Here is a 24,994-nt window from a genome sequence, read left to right as displayed (position 1 = left end):
ATGAAAATTTTAGTCACGGGATCCCATGGTTTTATTGCCAAAAATCTCATTCAGTATTTATCTGAAAAAGCCGATATTCAGATCTTAAAATACCATCGCCAATTAAGTGAAGAGGCATTAAAGCAAGCACTTTTAGAGGCTGATTGGATTGTGCATTTAGCTGGGGCAAATAGACCACTCTCAGATCAAGAATTTGTTGATTCTAACATCACGTTGACTGAAAAAATGTGTGCCATTTTGCAAGCACATAAAAAGACAACCCCCGTCATTCTCTCTTCTTCTATCCAAGTTGAACGTGAGGAAATGAATCGCTATGCCGACAGTAAATTAGGGGGAGAGCAAGCGATTGCTCAATTACATCAACAAAATGGTAATCCTATTTATATTTATCGATTAGCCAATGTGTTTGGCAAGTGGTCTCGTCCAAATTATAACTCGGTCGTTGCCACCTTTTGCCATAATGTCATTCATGATTTACCCGTCAATATTCATGATGCCAATGCAGAACTTCGTCTGATTTATATTGACGATGTGGTTGAATCATTCTGGCAAGTCATTCAAGGCAACATTTTGCCTAGAACGGAGCCTTTTTATATTCAACCTGAATATAAAACCACAGTTGCCCAGCTCCATCACCAACTTCTGGAATTTAAACATTCTCGTCAGACCTTAATTACCGATGAGGTGGGAACAGGGCTAAAACGTGCCTTATATTCTACTTATCTCAGCTTTTTACCCCCTGAAAAATTTGATTACACAATCCCTAAATATGCCGATGCAAGAGGGGTGTTTGTTGAGATGCTGAAGACCAAAAGTGCGGGTCAATTTTCTTATTTTTCGGCTTACCCAGGGGTGACCCGTGGCGGACATTATCACCACACGAAAACAGAAAAGTTTTTAGTCATCAAAGGAAAAGCACGTTTTAAATTTAAGCATGTGATAACAGAAGAAACTTATCAGCTGGAAACCGATGGCGATAATCCAACGATTGTCGAAACCGTACCGGGTTGGAGTCATGATATTACCAATATTGGCGACGAAGAAATGATTGTCATGCTTTGGGCAAATGAAATCTTCGATCGAGAAAAACCCGATACTTATGCCATGCCATTAACTGATTAACAGGAAACACTCATGAAAAAATTAAGATTAATGACCGTTGTAGGGACTCGACCAGAGATTATTCGTTTATCTCGTGTGATGGCAGCATGCGATCACTATTTTGATCACATTTTAGTCCACACGGGGCAAAACTATGATTATGAATTAAATGAAGTCTTTTTTAATGATCTTGGGATTCGTAAACCAGATTATTTCCTTAATGCCGCAGGTAAAACGGGGTCAGAAACCATTGGAAATGTGATTATAGCGATTGACCAATTACTCGAAAAAATACAGCCAGAAGCCTTACTTGTGCTAGGTGATACCAATAGTTGCCTGTCTGTCTTGCCTGCCAAACGCCGTAAAATTCCAACGTTCCATATGGAAGCAGGGAATCGTTGCTTTGATATGCGTGTTCCTGAAGAAATTAACCGTCGTATTGTCGATCACACAGCGGATATAAACTTAACCTATAGTAGCATTGCGAGAGATTATCTACTTGCTGAAGGTTTGCCGCCTGATCTTGTGATAAAAACAGGCAGCCCAATGTTTGAAGTTTTAAACTATTATCGTACGGGAATTGAAGCTTCAACGATTTTAGAAAAACTCAAGCTCACGCCGAATCAATATTTTGTGGTCAGTGCACACCGTGAAGAAAATATTAATGCGGATAAAAATTTCTTAGATTTAATTAATACGCTAAATGCCATTGCTGAACAATACCAATGCCCTGTTATTGTTTCAACGCACCCAAGAACACGCAAACGCATTGAAGAACTCAACATTGCATTCCATCCGTTCATCCAGCTATTAAAGCCATTGGGTTTCCTTGACTACAACAAATTACAGCTGTGTGCAAAAGCAACCTTATCCGATAGCGGCACAATAAATGAGGAATCCTCTATTTTAAATTTTCCTGCCTTAAATTTACGCCAAGCCCATGAAAGACCAGAAGGCATGGAAGAAGCGGTAGTCATGATGGTGGGATTACAAAAGGAACGTGTTTTACAAGGACTTGCCATTTTAGATACCCAAGCAAGAGGTGAACAACGCAGTTTACGCTTAGTGGAAGATTATAGTATGCCAAATGTGAGCGAAAAGATCGTACGCATCATTTTGAGCTACACCGATTATGTTAACCGTGTCATTTGGAAATCATACTCATGAAAATTTTACTTTTAACCCAATGGTTTGATCCTGAACCCACATTTAAGGGGCTTGCCTTTGCCAAAGCCTTAAAAGCACAGGGGCATGAGGTACAAGTTCTTACGGGATTTCCTAATTATCCAGGGGGGAAAATTTATGAAGGCTACCAATTAAAATTTTTCCAGAAAGAGATAATTGATGATATCCCCGTATTACGGGTACTGCTTTATCCAAGCCATGATAGCTCCGCATTGAAAAGAATTTTCAATTACGTCAGCTTTGCCTTTATGGCGATGTTATTTGGGATTTTTGCGACAAAAAAAGCCGATGTGATTTATGCGTATCATCCCCCGCTCACAACGGGAATTGCGGCTGTATTTATTAAACTCTTTAGAAGAACACCAGTTGTCTATGATATCCAAGACTTGTGGCCAGATACCCTCAAAGCCACGGGGATGTTAACCAACGATCGCATCTTACGGGTTGTCGATAATGTCTGTCGCTTTGTTTATCAATTTGTTGATCACATCGTGGTATTAAGCCCAGGTTTTAAACAACGCTTACTCAACAAAGGCGTACCTGAAAATAAAATCAGTATTATTTACAACTGGTGTAATGAAAAAGAATTGGCTAACGCAGATCCAAGTAGCGAGATTCCTTTATTAAAGCATAACTTCAATATTGTTTTTGCGGGCAACATGGGAAAAGCACAAGCATTAGAGACAATTTTAGCGGTTGCTCAACAAATGCAAGAATATGAGGATATTCATTTTGTTTTTGTCGGTGCAGGCACAGAAACCGAACAGCTAAAACAAAAAGCATTACATGAAGGGCTCAATAATACGACCTTTATTCCTCGGGTGCCGATGTCTCAAGTTGGAAATATTTTGAATCAAGCACAATGTTTATTAGTGCACCTTAAAAAGGACAGTTTATTTGAAATTACCGTTCCTTCAAAAACGCAAGCCTATATGGCAATAGGAAAGCCCATTATTATGGCCGTTTCTGGCGATGCAGCTGAACTTGTCAAGCAAGCAAAATGTGGGGAAACCGCAATTTCAGAAGATGTGTCTAGTATTAAACAGGCAATTTTAGCTATTTATACGAAATCCCCCTCAGAACAGCAATTACTGGGTAATAACGGAAAAGACTTTTATTTCAAAGCATTATCCTTGCAAGAGGGCGTAAAAAAATTCATTACTGTCTTTGAGAAAGTAATCAAATAATACAATCACTTATTTTTATTTATAGCAACATTCATCCTATTTAAGAGAACGTCAATGTTAAAACGATTTATCGACATCATAGTTTCAGCCATTGCACTCATTTTATTGGCTCCCGTACTGTTATTTATTGCTTATAGCGTAAAAAAACACCTTGGGTCACCCGTGTTATTTCGCCAAACCAGACCGGGATTAAATGGAAAGCCTTTTGAAATGATCAAGTTTCGTAGCATGAAAGAAGCGAGAGATGAAAAAGGGGAATTACTCCCCGATACAGAGCGTTTAACCGCTTTTGGCTCTTTCTTACGCTCCACCAGCCTCGATGAACTCCCTGAATTATGGAATGTATTAAAAGGCGAAATGAGTTTAGTCGGACCTCGCCCATTATTAATGGAATATTTACCGTTATACAGTCCAGAACAAGCAAAACGTCATGCCGTTCGACCGGGGATCACAGGCTATGCACAAGTCAATGGGCGTAATGCAATCAGCTGGGAACAAAAATTTAAACTGGATACATGGTACGTGGAAAATCAGTCTTTATGGCTAGATTTAAAAATCATTTTGAAAACCCTTCATGTCATTCTTTTTAGAAAAAATATCAATGATCAATCTGGTCATTCTATGCCTAAATTTTCTGGCAAGCAGGAGAGTAAATAACATGGATACCACTGTTGAATGCAAATTAGTCGATATCGATCAGCATTGGGATAAGCTTATCCAACAAAGTGAATTTGATATTTACCACATGGCTGGTTGGATTCAATCATCGACCTTTATTGATCATGGTGAAGCAAAGGCATTAATCATCACAATGAATAATAAACAGCTACTGTTTCCGCTGATTATTCGAAAAATTGATGAGGTGTTTTGGGATATCACCTCAACCTATGGTTATAGCGGATTACTCAGTGTTGGTGAGATCAGTCGTCTTGAGCAAGATTATATGCTTGAGCAAGCGATTCAATATTTGAAAGAAAAAAACTGTGTTTCTTGGTTTATTCGCCTACATCCCATTCTCAATAACCATTGGGTATCGGAAATTGGCTGCTTGGTTGAGCATGGTCCAACACTTTCTTCTGATTTAACAAAAACAGAAGAAGAACATTGGGCTGAAACCCAAACGAGACATCGTAGAGGAATAAAGAAAGCCTTAAATGAGGGCTGCACAACCAAAATAGAAAGACTGAACGACGAAAATATTAAGGTGTTTGCTGAAATCTATGAGGAAACCATGCGTACCTTAGGTGCTTCCGCTTTTTATTTCTTTACACCTGAGTATTACCACAGTTTATCAAGATTACTGAATGACAATATCATTTTAATTACAGCCTTTGATTGCAACCAAATACCCATGGCGGCTTCCATTTATACCCATTGTGAAAAAAGCGGCATCATGCAATACCATCTTGGTGGCACAAAGGACAGTTACCGCGGATTACAGCCTGCAAAACTCATTACGCACGAAGCTCGGAGGTGGGGAAGAGAACATCATTATAAAGTTTTACATTTAGGTGGTGGTGTTGGTGCTCAACGTGATTCTTTATATGAATATAAACAAGGCTTTAGCTCAAATGAGCATCTCTTTAAAACCCACCGTATCGTGATTAACCAAGCGGTTTATGATCAATTATGCAATGAAAAAGGATTCAATCAGCAAGAAATACAAAACTTAACTGAGTATTTCCCATTGTATAGAAAATAGGTAAGGAGAGGTGAGGTATGATAATTGGTGAAAAAATTTCCTTAAAACCCATAGAACTTTCTGATAGTGAATTATTGCAGAAATTGATGAACGATCCCTCTATTGTGAACAATACCGTAGGGTGGTCTTTCCCTGTTTCACTACATTCTCAAGAAAGCTTTATTAAATCCTTATCAGGATCAAATAGAGACTATCGTTTTATCATTATGGATAACCAGTCCAAACAAAATATTGGTGTCACTGGACTATGGAATATTCATTGGCAAAATCGTTCTGCGGAATCTGCAATTAAATTATTACCTGAAGCCTGTAATAGAGGCTATGGAACAGAAACCATCATGCTCATTATGGCTTGGGCATTTTATTCTGTTGGTTTACAACGTCTTTATGCCGAGATTTTAAATATCAATCAAGCAAGCCTCTCTCTTTACACCAAAAAATGCCACTGGCGTTCAGAAGGTGTACAACTCAAAGCCGTCTTCAAAGCTGGAGAATGGCATAACTTACACAATATCGCCATTCTCAAAGAAGAATTTGATTTAATTGATAATGCGAAAAAATACATTGATTTTGTCTGTCCATCTAATGGTCTTTCAGACAATAGTTAGCTTTTTATGAGGGATTAATTATGTTGAATACCGCTTTTGCCCCTTGGCCGTCTTTTTCACAACAAGAAATTGATGCTGTATCAGAAGTGCTTCGTTCAAATAAAGTGAATTATTGGACAGGGCAAGAATGTCGTGAATTTGAAAAAGAATTTGCTCAGTTTACACAGACACAATACGCCATTGCCTTAATGAATGGCACTGTAGCACTGGATGTGGCTTTGAAAGCCTTAGGTATCGGGCAAGGTGATGATGTCATTGTCACCTCTCGCACATTCTTAGCTTCTGCCAGTGCCATTGTGACCGCGGGAGCCAATCCCGTTTTTGCGGATGTTGAATTAGACTCACAAAATATCTCCCGCCGTACCATTGAAGCGGTGTTAACTGAAAAAACAAAAGCCATCATTTGTGTTCATTTAGCTGGTTGGATGTGTGATATGGATCCTATCATGCAACTGGCTCAAGAAAAGGGACTCTATGTCATTGAAGATTGTGCTCAAGCACATGGAGCAATGTATAAAGGTCGACCAGCAGGCTCTATTGGGCATGTTGGGGCATGGTCATTTTGTCAAGACAAAATCATGACCACAGGGGGAGAAGGTGGAATGGTGACCACCAATGACCCAGAGCTATGGCAGAAAATGTGGTCTTATAAAGATCATGGTAAAAGCTTTGATGCCGTCTATCACCAACCTCACCCCCCAGGATTTCGCTGGCTACACCACTCTTTTGGTACTAACTGGCGAATGATGGAAATGCAAGCCGTCATTGGACGTATTCAACTGACCCGCATGGCAGAATGGACAAGAAAACGTAATGAAAATATGCAACATATTTTCGCTGCATTTGGCTCGTCTCCTTATTTTGAGGTTGCCCAACCTTGTGCTGATTATCAACACGCAGCCTATAAATGTTATGTGCAAGTTAAACCTGATGCATTACCAACAGGTTGGAATCGAGATCGTATTATGCAAATGATTAATGATCTCGGCGTACCTTGTTATAGTGGCTCTTGCTCTGAAGTGTATTTAGAAAAGGCATTTGATAATACGCCATGGCGACCTGCACAACGCCTTAAAAATGCAAAACAGCTCGGCGAAACCAGTTTAATGTTTCTTGTTCACCCAACATTAACAGAAGAAAACATTAACGCTTGTGTTGATGTGATCAACAGGGTGATCAAGCAAATTTCATTGGATTAAAGGGTGTGAACATGACGTCTCTCATTACATCACTTTCCCTACTTTCTAAAAATAATAAGAAAATTTTATTATTATTTTTAGACTTTATCCTCTTCCCAATATTGCTTTGGGTATGCTATGTGCTGAAGAGTTGGAGTATTCATGTTGCCATGAATCTTCCATTTTCACTCGGGGTATCCTTACTGACAGTGGGGAGCTTAGTGGTATTTGGTATTTACAGTTTTATTTTGCGTAGTTTTACCGAAACCTTGATTCTCAGACTGGCATTAGCCACCCTGACCACCGTACTCAATCTGTATGTATTAAGCTTTATTTCAGAAGACATGTTACCAAGAACCATTCCCCTCATTTATGGCTTCTTAATGTTTTCATGGATCTGGTTTAGTCGGGGCATTATACGCTTCATTATCAAAACCCATTTAAGTGCTCATGCAGACAAAAAACGGATTGTCGTTTATGGTGCAGGCAGTTCAGGGCAACAAATCATCAGTGCTTTATACCGCTCTTTTGAATACGCACCGATCTTCTTTATTGATGATAACAAACAGTTATGGGGAAGAACCTTAGATGGGTTTAAAGTCTATGCGTTCCATCAAGCAATCCCTTTGTTAAAACAATGTGCCATTGATGAAATTCTCATTGCGATGCCTTCTGTTGATGCCCAAAGACGGCGAGAGATCATCCAGCAACTGAGTAAAACAGACTGCAAAATTAAAGAGCTACCCAATATCCGAAAACTGGTAAATGGGGAAGTGAAACTTTCTGACATGCAAGAAATTTCTATTGAAGATCTCTTAGGTCGAGATCCTGTCCCGCCAATCATGAGTCTGTTAAATAAAAATTTGAAAAATCAAAACGTGATGGTCACGGGGGCGGGTGGCTCTATTGGGTCAGAATTGTGTCGTCAGATCATTTTAAATAAGCCGACAAAACTCGTACTTTTTGAAATTTGTGAATACGCTTTATATTCCATTCATCGTGATCTGTTACAAATTCAACAAGAACAGGGAACACAGGTAGAAATCATTCCTTTGCTTGGCTCTGTGCAAAATTTCAAATTGCTGGTCAATGTGATGGAAACCTTTGAGATTAATACCGTCTATCACGCTGCAGCATATAAACATGTTCCACTTGTGGAATACAACATTATCCCCGGGGTCTACAACAATATTTTTGGAACCTATTACGCAGCCAAAGCAGCTATCCAAACACAAGTAAACTCGTTTGTCTTAATTTCTACCGATAAAGCGGTTCGCCCTACCAACATTATGGGCACCACCAAACGCTTAGCGGAGCTATGCTTACAAGCGTTTGCGGATATGCAAGGTAAATTCATGGACGGTGTTTTACATCAAACGCAATTTTGCATGGTGCGATTTGGCAATGTGTTGGGATCATCTGGCTCGGTGATTCCCCTCTTTAAACAACAAATTAAAGATGGTGGACCAATTACGGTTACAGATGAAAGAATCATTCGCTATTTTATGACCATACCTGAAGCCGCACAGTTAGTGATTCAAGCTGGAGCTATGGCGAAAGGGGGCGATGTCTTTATTCTTGATATGGGCGAACCCGTGAAAATTGTTGAACTCGCGAAGAAATTAATCAGCTTATCGGGTTTAACCCTCAAAGATTCTCTGCATCCTGATGGGGATATTGAAATCCAATTTACAGGATTACGACCAGGTGAAAAATTATATGAAGAATTGTTAATTGCGGGCGATAGCATGGAGCATACGCAACACTCTCGCATTCTAACTGCACAAGAAAGTTTTCTGCCTTTTAACGATTTAATCTTGTTATTAGAAAAACTTGAGCAAGCCTGCAAGCAGTCTGACTATAAGCAAATTCGAGAAATTTTATTAAATGCCCCAACGGGATATCAACCTGTTAGTGAGCTTGCAGATTTAATTTATACCCAGAAAAATCACCACATTCATCTCATGGAGGCTAAATAACTACCATCATTTACCACCATGTTTAATCATTCTAATAACATTGCTCTCAATCAATACCAAGGGCATACGCTTTTTAACATTTAATTATGAATATGAGTAAAAATATGTGCAAATTATCTAAAATTTTCGTTGTCATAAGCCTTGCCGTTTCCACATCGGCTTGCTCGCTTCTGTTTCCTACGACACGCTCCCCAATTACGGGCTTAAAAGTCTATGCACAAGGGGAGCCACTTGATACACAAAAAACGGTCGATGCGTATTTCATTACCCCAGCGTTAATTAAACAACTCTCGCCTGTTGTGCCTGCGGCTCGCCAAAATGAATCCTTAGAACAGCGTTTAAAATCCTACCAATACCGTGTAGGCCCAGGGGATATCTTAAATATTACAGTATGGGATCACCCTGAATTAACCACACCTGCAGGATCTTATCGTTCAGCCGCTGAATCAGGAAGCCAAGTGCATGCCAATGGCACCATTTTCTATCCTTATGTGGGCAACATTGCCGTGGCAGGCTTAACCGTCAACCAAATTCGCAACAAATTAACGCAACGCCTTGCTCATTATATTAGTGAGCCACAAATTGAAGTGAATGTGGCAGCCTACCAGTCGAAAAAAGCCTATATCACTGGAGAAGTCACAACACCAGGACAACAATTTTTAACCAATATTCCATTAACCCTACTTGATGCCGTGAATAAAGCAGGGGGATTATCTGAACATGCCGATTGGCATAATGTGACAATAACCAGTAAAGGACGCGAAGAACATGTTTCCCTAGAAGCTCTTTTCCAACGAGGCGATCTGAGTCAAAATCGCCTACTCGGTGATGGGGATATTGTGCATGTTCCACGCAATGATGCCAATAAAGTGTTCGTGATCGGTGAAGTCAGTCAACCACAAATGTTAAAAATCACCCATTATGGTATGACCTTAACCGAAGCCATTACGGCAAGTGGTGGAATTGATAAACTCTCTGCGGATGCTACAGGGATCTTTGTAATCCGTGGTCAACGTAACAACACAGCTAACCCAAAACAATTTCCACCTAAAGAGGACAGTGTTGAAAAAATTGCTGATATTTATCAGCTCGATGTCACCAATGCGACGTCCTATATTTTAGGAACGGAGTTTTATCTCAAACCTTATGATGTTGTTTATGTGACCACCGCCCCGATCACACGCTGGAATCGTGTAATCACACAGGTGATGCCAACAATATCTGGATTTAACTCAATCACAGAAAGTACATTAAGAATTCGAAATTGGTAAGATGTTTGAAAAGATTTTAGTTGTATGCATGGGAAATATTTGTCGCTCCCCTGTTGGAGAGGCATTACTCAAACAGATTTTCCCTGAAAAAACCATTGAATCAGCAGGGATTATTTCTGAACGAAGTCGTTTAGTGGGTAAGCCTGTTGATGAAATGATGCAAAAAACAGCCCAAAATCATCAGTTAGATCTCTCGGCTCACCGAGCAAGACAACTGACTGAACCATTATGTCATCAAGCTGATTTAATTCTTGTCATGGAAAAAAAACATTTTGGATTAGTACACCAAATAGCCCCCACAAGTTTAGGCAAAATCATGCTATTTGGTCATTGGTTACCCGTGCAACAAGAAATTCCTGATCCTTTTCAAAAAAGTCAGGTCATTTTTGAGCAGGTTTATGAAATGCTAGTCCACGCCGCTAAACAATGGGAACCCAAATTAATAGGATATTAACGAATGAGCGAACATCAACATGACGAAACGATTGATTTAATGAAGTTATTCAATACCTTATTAGATCATAAATGGTGGATTATTATTTTTACCTTACTAACCACCACATTCGGCATTGGCTATGCCTTTTTTAGTAAGCCGATTTATCTTGCTAATGCCACCATACAAATCGAAGATAAAGCGTCTGGTAGTGTATTAAAAGATTTTACGGGGATTTTCGAGGAAAAATCATCCTCTAATACAGAAATGGCAATTATCCGTTCTCGAATGGTGCTATCACACGCCGTGAACCAACTGAATCTTGCCACCAAAGTGACCCCACTTTTTTCTGTCCCTGTATTCAGTAAAATGTTGGCATCCTTTTCAGATTACCAACCTAAACTAGGTATTTATTATTTCGCCCCTTTCACAGAGGAAACGAAAAGTCTCATCGTTGAAGTTGGCGACACACCAGATCACTACAACGTTTATTCTGCTCAAACCTCCGAAAAACTGTTAGAGGGCGTGGTGGGTACCCTTTATCAATCTGATAATCTCCATTTGGCCATTTCAACCCTACAAGCCAAGGCGGGGCAACGTTTCTTCATTGAAAAACTAAATGACTTATCTGTCATTTCAAATTTACAAAATGAAATTACTGTTTCGGAAGTGGGCAAACAAACGGGCATTATTAGTATTTCTGCACAAGGGCATGATAAAAAATACATTAAAGAGATTGTCGCCAGTGTGGCTGAAAGCTATTTATTACAAAATGTGGCACGAAATTCAGCGGAAGCCTCGAAAAGCCTTGAGTTTTTAAATAACCAGCTCCCTGAAATCCGACAAAAACTCTCCGACTCAGAAAACCGACTCAATGAATTTCGTTTACAAAATGAATCCGTAGATTTAAGTTATGAGGCTCGTGCCACTTTAGAAACCATCGTTCATCTTGAAGCGGATTTAAACGAATTAACCATTAAAGAAAGTGAAATTGCCCAAAAATTTACACGCAATCACCCTGCTTATGTGGCGTTGATCGACAAACGTAACGTCTTAAATGCGGAAAAAGAACGTTTAAATAAACAGCTTGAGAAACTACCCAATACACAAAAAGAGATTATTCGCTTAACCCGAGATCTCGAAGTCAATCAGCAAATCTACATTCAACTTCTCAACAAAATGCAAGAATTGGATGTGGTGAAAGCCAGTACAATTGGTAATGTACGCCTTTTAGACAGTGCACAAGTTTTTCCTGACCCTATCGCCCCGAAAAAATCTTTAATTATTTTTCTTGCCATGATGTTAGGGCTTGCCTTGTCAGGGCTTGCGATCATGCTCAAGCACTTTTTTAATCGAGGTATTGAATCGGTCAGTGAAATTGAAAAAGCGGGCTTCTCCACTTATGCCATTGTTCCTTACTCTGCAATGCAACCAAGCGTGTCCTTAAAGCACCCCGAAAAAGGGAAAAAAGGCTTATTGTCAGAACATTATCCTGATGACAATGCGATTGAAGCAATCCGCAGTTTAAGAACAAGCTTACATTTTTCCTTATTAGAAGCGAAAAATAATATTGTGATGATCTCAGGTACCGTACCTGATGTCGGAAAAAGTTTTATTTCAGCGAACCTTGCGAATGTATTATCTAAAACAGGGAAAAAAGTCTTATTGATTGATGCAGATTTACGTCGTAGCTATCTCCATAACAACTTAAAACTGGATAATACACTTGGACTGAGTGAAGCTATTTTACAAGACATCCCATTTGAAAATGCGATTAAGCAATATGGTAGCCTTGACATTATCACTAAAGGTCATACCCCGCCTAATCCATCGGAATTGTTCTATACTGAACGTTTCCAACAATTACTCGAATGGGCATCTCGTCAGTATGATTTAGTGCTAGTCGATACGCCACCGATTCTGCCCGTCACGGATGCGGCTATCATCGGTAAATACGCAGGGACGCTATTATTGGTCGGACGCTTTGCCAAAACCACCATGAAAGAAATTGAAACGGCTCGCAAACGTTTCGAGCAAGCTGGAATTCATGTCAATGGCTTTATCCTGAATGGGGCGAAAACAACCTCCTCGAATTATTACGAATATTACGGCTATAAAAGCTATACATAACCAAACACAAAATTAGCCTCATCATGAGGCTAATTTTTTATTCCTATTCTGCTTGAAAAGCAACATGTTGGTATCGGTGTAATGGACAAAATGGTATCACAAAACCTTTTCAAAAAAGACCGCACTTTATGCCATGGGCGTACGCCACTAATATCCTTCTTCCTGCATATTCGGAAAAAATTGTGCTTTTTGAATCCGCTTGACCCGTGTTTCAATCCGACCATCGGCATACAATTCCACCTCTCGCCAACCTGGTTGGGCAGAATCTAAGGTGAACGTATTATTATCAGGTTTAAATTGAATACAAGTGGCAGGTGTTGCCAACACCCGATATCCGTTCCACAAGGCGTCCATTTCTTGGTGAATATGTCCGTGCAATAACCCTTTCACCTTCTTAAAAGGGGCAAGAGCATAAGCCAATTCATGGGCATTGCGTAAATTATGCTGATCAAGCCAAGCGGAACGTGTTGGCAAAATATGATGATGCAAGACAATTAACGTATAGCGATCGGCATACTCTTTCAATTTTGACACTAACCAATCAAGCTGATATTGACTTAATTCCCCATGTGATACACCAAAGACTTGGCTATCTAGCATTAGAATTTGCCAATGCTCCCCCAACAAAATATGTTTTTTCGCATTTAAATTACCTCGACTTTGATTCAAAATCGCAAACATTTTAGGTTGAAAGTCATGATTACCTGGAATCCAAAATACCGTTTTTTCAAGACGTTTTACCTGTTCACAAAAATGCAAATAGCCTTGATGGCTACTATCTTGCACTAAATCCCCTGTGGCAAGAACAAACTGGTAATCATAGGCACTGTCCTGAATTTCACTCAACACCTGAGCAAAACTTTGGTATGTATTAATGCCTAATAACTCCCCTTTTTCGTCCTTAAACAAATGCGGGTCGGTAATTTGAATAAATTTAAACACTCCCGTAGGGTTGTCGTATGTATAAGTACTGAACAAAGCAAACTCCTACTACAAAAATAAAAAACAGAAAATCTCAAACTGGCACTAACTTACAGAGTTATCCATTAAATTGCACCTACCAAAATAAAAAAGTGTTAGCTAGGTCATATTTCTTTATTAATTTTTTTTAAAAATTAAACCTAAATCACATTTTATTGTTCTGCTTGCTCAATATGACATTTATTTTAATGACGAATAATTTAACTGTAACCACTGAATGCCAAGCACTGCAATGCAATTATCAATTTTACCTTCCTTCACCCACTGATAAGCTTGCTCACGATCAATCACGTGCACTTGAATGTCCTCATTCTCTTCTGCTAGTCCATGAATGCCTTTAGCTTGGGTGCTATCCACTTTCCCGACAAATAGATGGAGACGCTCAATTACGCCTCCTGGGCTATCCCACACACTGAGGCAATGTTGCAAATCACGAATCTCAATGCCGGCTTCTTCTTCGCCTTCACGTAGAGCAACTTCTTCAGGACTTTCGCCTTCCTCAACCATGCCAGCAATCAATTCTAATAACCAAGGCGACTGTGTTGAATTAGGTTGATAAGCACCGATTCGAACTTGCTCAACCATCACCACCGCATCTTTAATCGGATCGTAAGCGATCACCACAGAAGCGGCACCTTTCACTAACAATTCACGGGTCACCACATCACTGTATCCTCCCGCAAATAATTTATGTTTAAATTGAATTTTTTTTAATTGAAAAAAGCCTTGATATAAGGTTTCTTCTTTTAGAATTTCAATATCTTGTTGACCAAATTGTTGAATGTCCATTTTCTCTCCTTAAATAAAAAAACGACTAAAAATTTCATCTAAATGGGCTAACAAGCAAGCCTTCCCTGCAACCATTTCCTGTTGCCACGCCTCGCACAATAAATCAGGCGTAAACTGTTGTTGGGCGTGCTGTGCAATCGGTAAATAACTGATATGCCAAGGTTCGTAACCCACTTCTTTATTTGGTGATAACTGTGTGAAAGGCAAAGCAAAATCAAAATGGGCGAGATGTTGTTGTAGCCAGTCACTTAACTCAGCAAAATATCCCCCTTGTTCATATTCCCAAGGTTCAAGCAGTAAAGGTTGATTATCTGGCAATAAGTGCGGATCAAAAATATCAATTTCTGTCCCCCAATGATGACGACTTCCACCCGGCAAGGCAGACCAGCGTAAAATGGCTTGTGCTTTTTCCCAATCAGACAATGTGCTCAAATTCAACGGATTACCTTGATCATCATGCACTTTACGCTCGCCATGAAATTTACTATTCCAGATGCATTGTTGACGTTGAAAATCACGAAAACTGCTGGCAGGTTGTAAATCAAATCCCTGTTTAGAGGCAGCTTGTTGCAAGCTTTGAAATGCCTGTAAGCAACCTTGATGCAAAAAGTGATTCGTAGAAAACGGACAAGGAACAGACACCAAATGTGTGCGTGCCTTGCCTGTTAATTGTGCATTGGTCAAGACGGGGCTCATACTTCATCCAAAATACGGCTCAAGACTTGCTGATAAACCTCGCCACATTTTGCCAGATCATCAACATCGACACATTCATTGACTTTATGAATGGTTTTATTCAGTGGGCCAAACTCTACCACCTCAGCCCCCATTAAAGCAATAAAGCGTGCATCAGACGTGCCCCCCCCCGTATCCAAGTGCGGTCGATTTTGAGTAACTTTTTCTACCACGTCCAACATGGTATCCACCAGTTTACCTTTTGCGGTTAAAAAAGGTTTACCCGATAAATTCCACTCAATACGATAATTCAACTGATGTTTTTCTAGCATTTCAGCCACTTTTTGTTTAATTAGCTCATCGTTCACTTCAGTACAATAACGCAAATTAAACTGCACATATAACTCACCAGGGATCACATTATTACTGCCTGTTCCCGCTTGAATATTGGCAATTTGTAACGATGTCGGAGGGAAAAAAGCATTGCCCTGATCCCATTGATAGGTGGTGAGCTCCGTTAAAAAGCCCAGTGATTTATGCACAGGATTTTCAGCTAAATGCGGATAAGCCACATGCCCTTGTATTCCTTGAATATACAAGTTTCCCGTGATTGAACCACGGCGACCATTTTTCACAATATCCCCTAATTGCTGAGAACTTGAAGGTTCGCCAACAATGCAATAATCAATCGGCTCACCTCTTTCCATTAAGGTTTCCACCACTCGCACAGTGCCATCTTTCGCGGCGGCTTCTTCATCTGAGGTAATTAATAATGCCACTGTTCCTGCGTGATCAGGGTTGGCTTTCACATATTCTTTTGCGGCGACCACCATGGCGGCAAGGGAGCCTTTCATATCTGCCGCCCCTCGCCCATACAACATATTATCAACGATCTGGGCAGAAAAAGGGGAGTATTGCCATTGTGATGCCTCCCCCACAGGCACAACATCGGTATGCCCCGCAAAGGCAATAACAGGGGAACCTGAACCATGTTTCGCCCACAAATTTAGGGTGTCATTAAAGGGCATCCACTCAATCTGAAAGCCGAGCTTTTCTAAACGTTCGGCAATGGTTTTCTGGCAACCTTGGTCATCGGGGCTAATGGAGGGACGACGAATTAAATCACTGGCTAATTCAATAATAAAACGTTTCATTTTTATACCGCACTTTTCTTTACACATTGAAATGGACTGTTTCAGCACACCAAGCTCAAGGCATCCTTCATACAGTCCGACTTAATTATTTCAAACAGGCTTCATATTCTTTCACATTAAAGCCAATTAATGCTTTGCCATCTTGCAAAATAATCGGGCGTTTAATTAAGGTCGGTTGCTCAAACAGCACCTCAAGTGCGGTTTGTTTTGATAAATTTTGTTTTATCTCATCACTCAAATTCCGCCATGTGGTACTGCGTTTATTCACTAACGCTTCCCAACCGAATTGAGCCTCCGCTTGCTCTAGCCAGCTTTTTGTTATCCCATCAACACGATAATCATGTAATTGATGAGCAATATTATTTTCCGTTAACCACGTTAATGCTTTTTTCACAGTATCGCAATTTTTAATGCCATAAACAGTAATCATAATGTGTCCTTAAACTAAAAATCCCTCAGATTTCTCACCCAAGGGATTTTAACATATTTCAAAATACTGCGTTAATGACTTGTTAATTTACCTAAAAAACTGTTCATTCGCTTAATAAATGCCACAGGATTTTCTAGGCTACCACGTTCGGCAAGCATGGCTTGTTCTAACAACAGCTCGATCCAATCGGCAAATTGTTGTTCATCGCTGATGTCTGCGATTTTTTGCACTAAGTCGTGCTCAGGATTAAGCTCAAAGGTGTATTTCACTTCTGGCACCGCTTGACCTGCAGCAGCAAAGAGTTTTGCCATTTGGGTGGTCATTTGATCGTTGCCCGTGGAGACAATGGCTGGGGTGTCCGTTAAACGGTGGGTTAAACGCACCTCTTTCACACGGTCGCCTAACAAGGTTTTCACACGTTCCACAAAAGAGGCATATTGCTCATCTTGTTGTTTTTGTTCCTCTTGTTCCGCATCCGCCAAATCACCTAAATCCAAATCTGCTTTGCTGATGGTTTGTAACGGTTTGCCGTCAAACTCGGTTAAGTAACTTAACATCCATTCATCAATACGATCAGAAAGTAACAAGACCTCAATGCCTTTTTTGTTAAATAGCTCTAAGTGCGGTGAGTTTTTCGCCGCAACATAGCTGTCCGCCGTGATGTAATAAATGGCTTTTTGCCCTTCTTTCATTCGTGCCACATAATCTTCTAAAGAAACGGTTTGCTCACTGCTGTCATTATGGGTTGAAGCAAAACGCAATAGTTTCGCAATGGCTTCTTTGTTGGCAAAATCTTCTGCAGGACCTTCTTTCAACACCAAACCAAATTCTTTCCAAAAACTTTGGTATTTTTCTGCATCGTCTTTGGCTAATTTTTCTAGCATTTGTAATGTACGTTTGGTTAAGGCTTTACGTAATGCCGCCGTCACTTTGTTATCTTGCAGAATTTCACGAGAAACATTCAATGGCAAATCGTTAGAATCCAATAAACCACGCATAAAACGCAGATAATTCGGCATAAAGACTTGAGCATCGTCCATAATAAACACACGTTGTACATAGAGTTTCAAGCCGTGTTTGTGTTCACGATTAAATAAATCCCAAGGAGCTTTCGATGGCACATAAAGTAAGCTAGTGTATTCTTGATTCCCTTCCACTTTATTGTGTGCCCACAGTAATGGATCGGCAAAATCATGGCTTAAATGTTTATAGAACTCCTTGTATTCGTCCTCGGAAATCTCATTTTTGCTGCGTGTCCAAAGTGCCTGAGCTTTATTGATTTTTTCCCATTTCACGCCCGTTTCTTTGCCTTCATCGTCATATTCTTTCGCCAGAATTTCCACAGGTAAGCCAATATGGTCAGAATATTTGCCGATAATTTCACGCAAACGCCATTCATTTAAGAATTCTTTTTCATCTTCACGTAAATGGAGCGTAATTTCTGTGCCACGTTCTTTTTTCTCAATGTCTGCCACAGAATATTCACCTTCGCCCGCCGATTCCCAAAGCACGCCTTTATCCGCACTTAGCCCTGCCGCACGGGTTTTCACGGTCACTTTATCTGCCACAATAAAGGCAGAATAGAACCCTACCCCGAATTGCCCGATTAACTGGCTGTCTTTAGCTTGATCTTGTCCTAATGCACTTAAAAATTCTTTGGTACCTGATTTAGCAATAGTCCCCAAATGATCAATGACTTCCTCACGAGTCATGCCGATGCCGTTATCACTAATGGTTAAGGTGCCTTTTTCTTCATCATAACGAATACGTACTTTTAAATCGCCGTCGCCCTCATAAAGCTCAGGTGCAGACAACGCTTTAAAACGTAATTTATCTGCCGCATCAGAGGCATTGGAAATAAGTTCACGCAAGAAAATTTCTTTGTTGGAATATAAAGAATGGATCATTAATTGAAGAAGCTGTTTTACTTCTGATTGAAAACCACGAGTTTCTTGATTGGTTGACATAATTTTTCCTTTTGTTACACAAAATACGCAAGTGATTCCTGATATAAGTGCAAAAAAAGAAATTTCAAGAGAAAATAAACGCTAAATCATGCAGAAAGCAGAAAAAAGAAAAATGCGGCGAAATTTTTCCATTTTCCACCGCACTTTGGAGCATTTATTCAATGATAAGATTAGAATTCGTAGCGTAAACCAACTTTAGCACCGTATTGAGATACTCTTGTATCTCCAAAATATCCTAAATTATTGTATTCTAAATTTGCATTTAATGACACGTTAGAGGTTAACTCATATTGAGCACCAACGATCGCACCATAACCTAATTTTGTTGTTTTAACATGTCTATAAAAAGTTTCACCAGAATTTTTAATATCAAAGGAATTAGATGATAAGCGAACACCAATATAAGGTGTTAAAGCTGAATTTACATTGATATCATAAAATGCTGAAAAACCAATGCCATGAGCTTTTACCGAAACATGCTCATTAACATTTTTAAATTTTGCATTACCTGAAAGGTTGCTATATTTAGTATAATCCGCAGCTAAACGTAATGCACCAAAGTCGTAACCAAAACTTAAACGAGGCTCAAATTTTGTTTTATTAAGCTCTGAATAATGACTAAATTTGTTTTGTGATAAACCCAAATCCCCCTGAACATAGAAATTAGCACTTGCTGTTGCCGCAAATAATGTGCCCATTGCTAATACTAATAATGACTTTTTCATCATAGATTCCTCTTATCGTTAGTGGTTAAATACGAGGCAAGTATATCACTTCATTTTAAAAAAGCGTTTAGGATTTAACTTAAATTTACAATACTGACAAAAAATATACAATTTTAGGTCGATTCCTATTGCAAACATAGCCTAAAGTTATCTATGGGCGTTATGATCCCTTTATATGGCGATTAAGATTGACTGCGTTGAAGTGCTGTTTGGCATTTTTTACAAAAATACACCGCACTTTTTGCCAACACTTTTTGATGACGACGGGGACTGAGATAATGAGTTTGGCATTGACATTGGTAGGCAATATTTTGCGGACTCACTGAAGCTAAATCAAAGCCATGATAAATCTCCGCAGGCAAATGAAAAATGTTTTCCATCACAGATTGCCATTCTTTGCCGTGCGGTTTTACTCGTCCAAATTGCTGAAAAACAATGAGATGTGCCAGTTCGTGTGGCACCACTTGCTGAATAAAATCTTGTGGATTTTCCAACAGCAAAGTGCGGTTCAATTTAATCAAATTTTGTTGCAAATACGCCACACCCGCCTTTTGCCCTCGCACCTCATAGCTCACCTGCGGAGGCGAAAAGGTGCGATGAAAATGCTGTTGAGCCAAGTTTAAACAATGGGTTAAACGCCATTGTACTTGCATTTTTAAGTGACGGAATTGCGTTTCTGCTGACATTATCTGAACAGGTGTAGGAATAAGGCATAAAAAAGGCGAGTTGCCTCGCCTCAATGACATAGAAGATTATTTCAAACCCGCTGCGGCACGTAATTCTTCCGCACGGTTGACTTTTTCCCAAGGGAATTGTTCACGACCAAAGTGACCATAAGCGGCAGTTTCACGGTAAATCGGCTGAATTAAATCAAGCATTTTAATTAAACCGTAAGGACGTAAATCGAAGAATTCACGCACTAATGCCACCAATAATTCGTTGGCGACTTTGCCTGTGCCAAAGGTTTCCACCATAATGGAGGTCGGTTCTGCCACACCAATGGCATAAGAAAGCTGAATTTCACAACGCTCTGCCAAACCAGCGGCAACAATATTTTTCGCTACATAACGTGCGGCATAAGCTGCGGAACGATCCACTTTAGACGGATCTTTACCTGAAAATGCACCACCACCATGACGAGCCGCACCGCCGTAGGTATCCACGATGATTTTACGACCGGTCAAACCGCAATCGCCCATTGGTCCACCAATCACAAAACGTCCAGTTGGGTTAATGAAATATTTGGTGTCCTTGCTTAACCATTCAGCAGGTAAAACGGGCTTAATAATTTCTTCCATCACCCCTTCGTGTAAGTCTTTTTGGCTCACACTGTCGCAATGTTGGGTGGAGAGTACCACGGCATCAACGCCAACAATTTTATTGTCTTCGTATTTTAAGGTCACTTGGCTTTTAGCATCTGGACGTAACCAAGATAATGTCCCATCTTTACGCACTTTGGCTTGGCGTTCCATTAAACGGTGTGCATAGGTAATTGCCGCAGGCATAAAGACATCGGTTTCATTGGTCGCGTAACCGAACATAATGCCTTGGTCGCCAGCACCTTGATCTAATGGATTTTCACGATCCACGCCTTGGTTAATATCGGAAGATTGTTTACCAATCGCATTTAACACTGCACAAGAATTGCCATCAAAGCCCATATCAGAATGTTTATAACCAATATCACAAATCACTTGACGAGTCAGGTGTTCAATATCCACCCAAGCAGAGGTGGTAATTTCCCCACCCACTAATGCCATACCTGTTTTCACATAGGTTTCACAGGCGACACGGGCTTTCGGATCTTGTTTCAAAATTTCATCTAATACCGCATCAGAAATTTGATCGGCAATTTTATCTGGATGTCCTTCTGACACCGATTCTGAAGTAAATAAATAGCTAGACATAATATCCTTCTCGTGTTCATTTAGATGTTTCTGCGTCTGGACGTCTATAATACGCTTTTAAACAGAAAATTCAATCTTTATATATAAAAAAATTTCCCCTACTTATTCAGCAATAAATAGGGGAACGACGTTTAATCCGCAATAAATTCAGACTTAAAAAATCTCATTTTCAACAAAGAAATATGCAATCTCACGTTTTGCACTTTCAAGGCTATCAGAACCATGCACGGAATTTTGACGATGGCTGATGGCAAATTCCTTTCGAATGGTCCCCGCATCGGCTTGTGCAGGATCGGTTGCACCAATTAAAGTGCGGTAGTCTTTCACTGCATTGTCTTTTTCCAATACAAGCACCATAACTGGTGCGGAGGTCATATATGCCACCAAATCAGCGAAAAAGCCTTTGCCTTGATGTTCTGCATAAAACCCTTCTGCTTGTGCTTGTGTTAGATGAAGCATTTTGGCGGCGGCAATACGAAACCCCGCTTGTTCAAAACGCATTAAAATTGCCCCAATTAAGTGACGAGTTACTGCATCGGGTTTGATAATTGATAAAGTCTTTTCCATTGCTCTAAAATCCTTACGATTTTGCTTGGGTTAATAAGAGATGTGCTAAGGTTTGTACGCCCAGTCCCGTTGCACCCACGGCCCATAAATCATTCGCCGCTTTACGATATGTGGCAGAACAATCAATATGTAGCCAATGTTGTTGATAATTTTTCACAAAGTAAGACAAAAAGGCGGTTGCCGTACTTGCCCCTGCCCCAACGGGCACCGTCCCTGTATTCGCAATATCTGCAAATGCCGTGCTAATTTGTGAGCGATGTAATTCTGCAAAAGGTAAACGCCAGAAAGGCTCTTGCTCGGCATGTGCGGATTGTAATAAGGCGTCCACTAAAGCCTCGTCCATGGATAATACTGAATGGTAATCATTGCCAACAGCAACTTTAGCCGCCCCTGTTAAGGTTGCACAGTCAATAATAAATTGCGGATTTTGTTTATCCGCTTCAATTAATCCGTCTGCGAGTACCAAACGTCCTTCCGCATCGGTATTTAAAATTTCAGCACTAACGCCATTGCTATAAGTAATAATATCACCTAATTTAAAGGCATGACTGCTCACCAAATTTTCTGCACAACACAAATAAAGTTTGACACGTTGTGTTAAACCACGAGCGATGGCTAACCCCAATGCCCCAGTTAATAAGGCGGCGCCCCCCATGTCCGTACGCATGGTACTCATCCCTTCACTTGGTTTGATGCTATAACCACCACTGTCAAACGTGATCCCTTTGCCCACTAAACAAGCTAACACAGGGGCATCAGGATTCCCTGTGGGATTAAAATCTAATTGCAACATGGCTGGTGGGTTAGCAGATCCCCGCCCCACATTCCAAATACCTTGATAATTGCGATCTTTCAGTTCTTCACCCGAAATAATGTTAAAACTGACCGCACTTTTCTCACAATAATCTTCCGCTTGTGCTTCGATGAACTGAGCCGCACGGGTCGCCAGCTCCACAGGGGTAATGACTTCAGCAGGTAAATTAATGATTTCACGTACAAAATCGCCACATTGAATCCGTGCGAATAATTCTGCTTGTGGTGCATCCTCTAAGGTAGGAAAGGCAAGTGTATAATCTTGTTTTGCCGTGTAAAAGCCCTGATAAAATGCCCAACAGGTGTCTAAATGCCAGTTGTCACCTTCTAATTCAACATCTTTAATGCCTTGACCACGCAATTTACGTGCCGCTTTTTGCACAGCATGACGATCGGAAAGATCTCGCAGATGAATCACGGCTTGTTCTTGTTGAAAACTCAGTAACGCATTTTTGCCCCAAACCTCACTGGCAGGTTGTGTAGATAAGATCACTTGCATCGACATACGAAATCCTTTTTAAATAAAGAAATAAGAAACGTGTTTCAATATAACAGTTTTTCAACCATTTGTATCTGATTGCAAGAGGATCTTTTAGGCAGTCAACTGCGAGGCGAAATAGGTCACATACCATTGCACCGTGTTTTGTAAGCCTTGTTTAAACGCCGTGTTAGGCTGCCAACCCAATTCCTGTTTGATTTTATCGCAGTTTAATCGGTAACGAACATCATGCCCTGCCCGATCTTGCACAAAACAAATTAATTGTTGGAAATCGTCAATATCAACCAGCTGTGAAGCGAACGCCTCCAACTGCCCTTCTTGACGTAACTGATTGAGATATTGACAAATTTCTTTCACTATACTGAAATTCGTTTTTTCGTTTTCAGCCCCAATATGATAATGTTCGCCCACCTTGCCTTTTGTTAACACCAAATACAATGCTTGCACATGATCCTCCACAAAAAGCCACTCTCGTCGTTGTTGTCCATCGCCGTAAAGGGTTAAGGGTTTTCCCTGTAATGCCTGTTTGATCATAAAAGGAATCAATTTTTCAGGGTATTGATAAGGACCATAATTATTACTGCAATGGGTTATGATTGTCGGTAAACCATAGGTTCGATGCCAAGCTAGCACCAAATGATCGCTTGAAGCTTTCGAGGCAGAATAAGGGCTACTAGGTTGATAAGCGGTGCCTTCTTGCCAAGGGGAAGCGGTCAACGCCAAATCGCCATACACCTCATCGGTGGAAACATGCAAAAAGCGAAAACGCCCTTGCTTATCACAAGGTAATTGTTGCCAATAAGCCTTCACCACATCCAGCAATTGGTAGGTGCCAACAATATTGGTTTGAATAAATGCCCCCGCCCCAACAATGGAACGATCCACATGGCTTTCGGCAGCTAAATGCATAATGGCATCAGGTTGGTATTGCGATAAAATCCGTTGCATCGCATTATGATCAACAATATCTGCTTGCTCAAAAAAATATTGCGGGTGCTGTGCAAGGGGTTGCAATGCGGCTAAATTCGCCGCATAAGTGAGTTTGTCCACATTGATGATGGAATGTGTTGTTTGTGTCAATAAATAACGAATTAAGGCAGACCCGATAAAGCCTGCCCCACCTGTAATTAAAATTTTCATTTTGATGCTCTATAACGGTGTAATCTAGGCGAGATAAACTCAAATTGAGGCATATCTTATCCTGTTTGTTGAAACACTGAGAATAAAAACTTTCCTGAACAGAACAAAAACTGTATAATCCGCAAGTATTTTTTAACGAGATTCCGCCAAATTCATCAGTGCGGCATAATTTGTAAAGTTTATTTAGAGGAACCAATGGCAAAAGAAGATTGCATTGAAATGCAAGGCACCATTTTAGAAACCTTGCCAAACACGATGTTTCGTGTTGAATTAGAAAACGGTCATGTTGTTACCGCCCATATTTCTGGCAAAATGCGTAAAAACTATATTCGTATTTTAACGGGTGATAAAGTGACTATCGAAATGACCCCTTACGACTTAAACAAAGGTCGCATCATTTTCCGTAGTCGTTAATGTTTATCGCACAAAGGGCAAGTCTATGAACTTGCCCTTTGCCTTTCTGGTGTCAAACTTTTTTAAAATAGACCGCACTTTTTAGCTCGCACCGTCAAAAGCGTGCTTGCTTTCCCTTTGTCTATCTTTTTCCCCTTCAATCATAACCTGATCATAACG

24 protein-coding genes are annotated in these 24,994 nt (G+C 40.2%); 12 read left to right on the top strand and 12 right to left on the bottom strand.

All coding sequences use genetic code 11. The annotated features are described in order from the left end of the window. The 11 genes from wbjC to ACPEEM_RS02100 all read left to right on the top strand — a co-directional run bounded on the left by wbjC (position 1) and on the right by ACPEEM_RS02100 (position 12,774). Positions 1-1,122, top strand: coding sequence for a UDP-2-acetamido-2,6-beta-L-arabino-hexul-4-ose reductase (wbjC, locus tag ACPEEM_RS02150; RefSeq protein WP_424402630.1), 1,122 nt, complete (start codon positions 1-3; stop codon positions 1,120-1,122). Positions 1,123-1,134: 12 nt separating this feature from the next. Beyond that, positions 1,135-2,268 (top strand): non-hydrolyzing UDP-N-acetylglucosamine 2-epimerase, encoded by a 1,134-nt coding sequence (gene wecB, locus ACPEEM_RS02145; RefSeq protein ID WP_424407568.1) that lies wholly within the window; start codon positions 1,135-1,137, stop codon positions 2,266-2,268. After that, positions 2,265-3,473 (top strand): glycosyltransferase family 4 protein, encoded by a 1,209-nt coding sequence (locus ACPEEM_RS02140; RefSeq protein WP_424407566.1) that lies wholly within the window; start codon positions 2,265-2,267, stop codon positions 3,471-3,473. The genes wecB and ACPEEM_RS02140 overlap by 4 nt, the downstream gene beginning before the upstream one ends. A 54-nt stretch (positions 3,474-3,527) precedes the next feature. Further along, a complete protein-coding gene (locus tag ACPEEM_RS02135; RefSeq protein ID WP_424402627.1) occupies positions 3,528-4,130 on the top strand; it encodes a sugar transferase in 603 nt (200 codons plus the stop codon). 1 nt (position 4,131) lies between these two features. Beyond that, positions 4,132-5,175 carry a GNAT family N-acetyltransferase gene (locus ACPEEM_RS02130; protein ID WP_424407564.1) on the top strand — a complete coding sequence of 348 codons (1,044 nt, stop codon included), beginning with the start codon at positions 4,132-4,134 and terminating at the stop codon, positions 5,173-5,175. Between the two features lie 17 nt (positions 5,176-5,192). Further along, positions 5,193-5,783, top strand: a complete 591-nt coding sequence (locus ACPEEM_RS02125) for a GNAT family N-acetyltransferase (protein WP_424402625.1) — start codon at positions 5,193-5,195, stop codon at positions 5,781-5,783. A 20-nt stretch (positions 5,784-5,803) separates the two neighbouring features. Next, positions 5,804-6,982 carry a DegT/DnrJ/EryC1/StrS family aminotransferase gene (locus ACPEEM_RS02120; protein WP_424407562.1) on the top strand — a complete coding sequence of 393 codons (1,179 nt, stop codon included), beginning with the start codon at positions 5,804-5,806 and terminating at the stop codon, positions 6,980-6,982. An 11-nt stretch (positions 6,983-6,993) separates the two neighbouring features. Beyond that, entirely contained in the window at positions 6,994-8,940 is a 1,947-nt protein-coding gene (locus tag ACPEEM_RS02115) for a polysaccharide biosynthesis protein (RefSeq protein WP_424402623.1), read from the top strand. Between the two features lie 104 nt (positions 8,941-9,044). Then, positions 9,045-10,211, top strand: a complete 1,167-nt coding sequence (locus ACPEEM_RS02110; protein ID WP_424402622.1) for a polysaccharide export protein — start codon at positions 9,045-9,047, stop codon at positions 10,209-10,211. Position 10,212: 1 nt separating this feature from the next. After that, positions 10,213-10,665 (top strand): low molecular weight protein-tyrosine-phosphatase, encoded by a 453-nt coding sequence (locus ACPEEM_RS02105; RefSeq protein WP_424405531.1) that lies wholly within the window; start codon positions 10,213-10,215, stop codon positions 10,663-10,665. 3 nt (positions 10,666-10,668) lie between these two features. Then, positions 10,669-12,774 (top strand): polysaccharide biosynthesis tyrosine autokinase, encoded by a 2,106-nt coding sequence (locus ACPEEM_RS02100; RefSeq protein WP_424402620.1) that lies wholly within the window; start codon positions 10,669-10,671, stop codon positions 12,772-12,774. A 147-nt stretch (positions 12,775-12,921) separates the two neighbouring features. On the opposite strand, the gene cpdA is transcribed toward ACPEEM_RS02100, so the two are convergent. The 12 genes from cpdA to rfbB form a co-directional block, all read right to left on the bottom strand. Beyond that, positions 12,922-13,752, bottom strand: a complete 831-nt coding sequence (gene cpdA, locus ACPEEM_RS02095; RefSeq protein ID WP_424402619.1) for a 3',5'-cyclic-AMP phosphodiesterase — start codon at positions 13,750-13,752, stop codon at positions 12,922-12,924. A gap of 183 nt (positions 13,753-13,935) precedes the next feature. Further along, positions 13,936-14,544: an ADP-ribose diphosphatase gene (gene nudF, locus ACPEEM_RS02090; RefSeq protein WP_424402618.1), complete on the bottom strand. Its 609-nt coding sequence runs from the start codon at positions 14,542-14,544 to the stop codon at positions 13,936-13,938. A gap of 9 nt (positions 14,545-14,553) precedes the next feature. Next, complete coding sequence (locus ACPEEM_RS02085; RefSeq protein ID WP_424405527.1) at positions 14,554-15,240, bottom strand: M15 family metallopeptidase; 687 nt, start codon at positions 15,238-15,240, stop codon at positions 14,554-14,556. Next, positions 15,237-16,373 carry a succinyl-diaminopimelate desuccinylase gene (dapE, locus tag ACPEEM_RS02080; protein ID WP_424407560.1) on the bottom strand — a complete coding sequence of 379 codons (1,137 nt, stop codon included), beginning with the start codon at positions 16,371-16,373 and terminating at the stop codon, positions 15,237-15,239. The genes ACPEEM_RS02085 and dapE overlap by 4 nt, the downstream gene beginning before the upstream one ends. Positions 16,374-16,458: 85 nt before the next feature. Continuing rightward, positions 16,459-16,803 (bottom strand): ArsC family reductase, encoded by a 345-nt coding sequence (locus ACPEEM_RS02075; RefSeq protein WP_424402615.1) that lies wholly within the window; start codon positions 16,801-16,803, stop codon positions 16,459-16,461. Positions 16,804-16,874: 71 nt separating this feature from the next. Then, positions 16,875-18,770: a molecular chaperone HtpG gene (htpG, locus tag ACPEEM_RS02070; RefSeq protein WP_424402614.1), complete on the bottom strand. Its 1,896-nt coding sequence runs from the start codon at positions 18,768-18,770 to the stop codon at positions 16,875-16,877. Between the two features lie 170 nt (positions 18,771-18,940). Beyond that, positions 18,941-19,498 carry an opacity family porin gene (locus tag ACPEEM_RS02065; protein WP_424402613.1) on the bottom strand — a complete coding sequence of 186 codons (558 nt, stop codon included), beginning with the start codon at positions 19,496-19,498 and terminating at the stop codon, positions 18,941-18,943. Between the two features lie 179 nt (positions 19,499-19,677). Beyond that, positions 19,678-20,181: a SprT family zinc-dependent metalloprotease gene (locus ACPEEM_RS02060; RefSeq protein WP_424402612.1), complete on the bottom strand. Its 504-nt coding sequence runs from the start codon at positions 20,179-20,181 to the stop codon at positions 19,678-19,680. Between the two features lie 66 nt (positions 20,182-20,247). Further along, positions 20,248-21,402 (bottom strand): methionine adenosyltransferase, encoded by a 1,155-nt coding sequence (metK, locus tag ACPEEM_RS02055; protein ID WP_424402611.1) that lies wholly within the window; start codon positions 21,400-21,402, stop codon positions 20,248-20,250. 153 nt (positions 21,403-21,555) lie between these two features. Beyond that, positions 21,556-21,969, bottom strand: coding sequence for a nucleoside-diphosphate kinase (gene ndk, locus ACPEEM_RS02050; RefSeq protein ID WP_424402610.1), 414 nt, complete (start codon positions 21,967-21,969; stop codon positions 21,556-21,558). Between the two features lie 13 nt (positions 21,970-21,982). After that, positions 21,983-23,281 (bottom strand): aminopeptidase PepB, encoded by a 1,299-nt coding sequence (gene pepB / locus ACPEEM_RS02045; protein WP_424408199.1) that lies wholly within the window; start codon positions 23,279-23,281, stop codon positions 21,983-21,985. Positions 23,282-23,374: 93 nt separating this feature from the next. Beyond that, on the bottom strand, positions 23,375-24,421 hold the full coding sequence (gene rfbB / locus ACPEEM_RS02040) for a dTDP-glucose 4,6-dehydratase (RefSeq protein WP_424402609.1): 1,047 nt from the start codon (positions 24,419-24,421) through the stop codon (positions 23,375-23,377). 195 nt (positions 24,422-24,616) lie between these two features. On the opposite strand from rfbB, the gene infA reads away from it, so the two are divergent. Further along, positions 24,617-24,835 (top strand): translation initiation factor IF-1, encoded by a 219-nt coding sequence (gene infA / locus ACPEEM_RS02035; RefSeq protein ID WP_005717339.1) that lies wholly within the window; start codon positions 24,617-24,619, stop codon positions 24,833-24,835. Positions 24,836-24,994 lie beyond the last annotated feature (159 nt).

It is taken from the genome of Pasteurella pantherarum (assembly GCF_049670885.1).
Lineage (GTDB): Bacteria > Pseudomonadota > Gammaproteobacteria > Enterobacterales > Pasteurellaceae > Pasteurella.
Note: the sequence above shows the minus strand (reverse complement) of the source record. Positions and strands in the feature narration are given on the sequence as shown.

Coding starts and splice junctions, on each gene's coding strand:
- wbjC (WP_424402630.1), top strand. CDS start 1: ATGAAAATTTTAGTCACGGGATCCCATGGTTTTATTGCCAAAAATCTC.
- ACPEEM_RS02130 (WP_424407564.1), top strand. CDS start 4,132: ATGGATACCACTGTTGAATGCAAATTAGTCGATATCGATCAGCATTGG.
- pepB (WP_424408199.1), bottom strand. CDS start 23,281: ATGCAAGTGATCTTATCTACACAACCTGCCAGTGAGGTTTGGGGCAAA.
- ACPEEM_RS02120 (WP_424407562.1), top strand. CDS start 5,804: ATGTTGAATACCGCTTTTGCCCCTTGGCCGTCTTTTTCACAACAAGAA.
- ACPEEM_RS02105 (WP_424405531.1), top strand. CDS start 10,213: ATGTTTGAAAAGATTTTAGTTGTATGCATGGGAAATATTTGTCGCTCC.
- ACPEEM_RS02115 (WP_424402623.1), top strand. CDS start 6,994: ATGACGTCTCTCATTACATCACTTTCCCTACTTTCTAAAAATAATAAG.
- metK (WP_424402611.1), bottom strand. CDS start 21,402: ATGTCTAGCTATTTATTTACTTCAGAATCGGTGTCAGAAGGACATCCA.
- ndk (WP_424402610.1), bottom strand. CDS start 21,969: ATGGAAAAGACTTTATCAATTATCAAACCCGATGCAGTAACTCGTCAC.
- ACPEEM_RS02100 (WP_424402620.1), top strand. CDS start 10,669: ATGAGCGAACATCAACATGACGAAACGATTGATTTAATGAAGTTATTC.
- ACPEEM_RS02060 (WP_424402612.1), bottom strand. CDS start 20,181: ATGTCAGCAGAAACGCAATTCCGTCACTTAAAAATGCAAGTACAATGG.
- htpG (WP_424402614.1), bottom strand. CDS start 18,770: ATGTCAACCAATCAAGAAACTCGTGGTTTTCAATCAGAAGTAAAACAG.
- ACPEEM_RS02085 (WP_424405527.1), bottom strand. CDS start 15,240: ATGAGCCCCGTCTTGACCAATGCACAATTAACAGGCAAGGCACGCACA.
- rfbB (WP_424402609.1), bottom strand. CDS start 24,421: ATGAAAATTTTAATTACAGGTGGGGCAGGCTTTATCGGGTCTGCCTTA.
- ACPEEM_RS02125 (WP_424402625.1), top strand. CDS start 5,193: ATGATAATTGGTGAAAAAATTTCCTTAAAACCCATAGAACTTTCTGAT.
- ACPEEM_RS02140 (WP_424407566.1), top strand. CDS start 2,265: ATGAAAATTTTACTTTTAACCCAATGGTTTGATCCTGAACCCACATTT.
- dapE (WP_424407560.1), bottom strand. CDS start 16,373: ATGAAACGTTTTATTATTGAATTAGCCAGTGATTTAATTCGTCGTCCC.
- ACPEEM_RS02135 (WP_424402627.1), top strand. CDS start 3,528: ATGTTAAAACGATTTATCGACATCATAGTTTCAGCCATTGCACTCATT.
- ACPEEM_RS02065 (WP_424402613.1), bottom strand. CDS start 19,498: ATGATGAAAAAGTCATTATTAGTATTAGCAATGGGCACATTATTTGCG.
- ACPEEM_RS02075 (WP_424402615.1), bottom strand. CDS start 16,803: ATGATTACTGTTTATGGCATTAAAAATTGCGATACTGTGAAAAAAGCA.
- nudF (WP_424402618.1), bottom strand. CDS start 14,544: ATGGACATTCAACAATTTGGTCAACAAGATATTGAAATTCTAAAAGAA.
- ACPEEM_RS02110 (WP_424402622.1), top strand. CDS start 9,045: ATGTGCAAATTATCTAAAATTTTCGTTGTCATAAGCCTTGCCGTTTCC.
- wecB (WP_424407568.1), top strand. CDS start 1,135: ATGAAAAAATTAAGATTAATGACCGTTGTAGGGACTCGACCAGAGATT.
- infA (WP_005717339.1), top strand. CDS start 24,617: ATGGCAAAAGAAGATTGCATTGAAATGCAAGGCACCATTTTAGAAACC.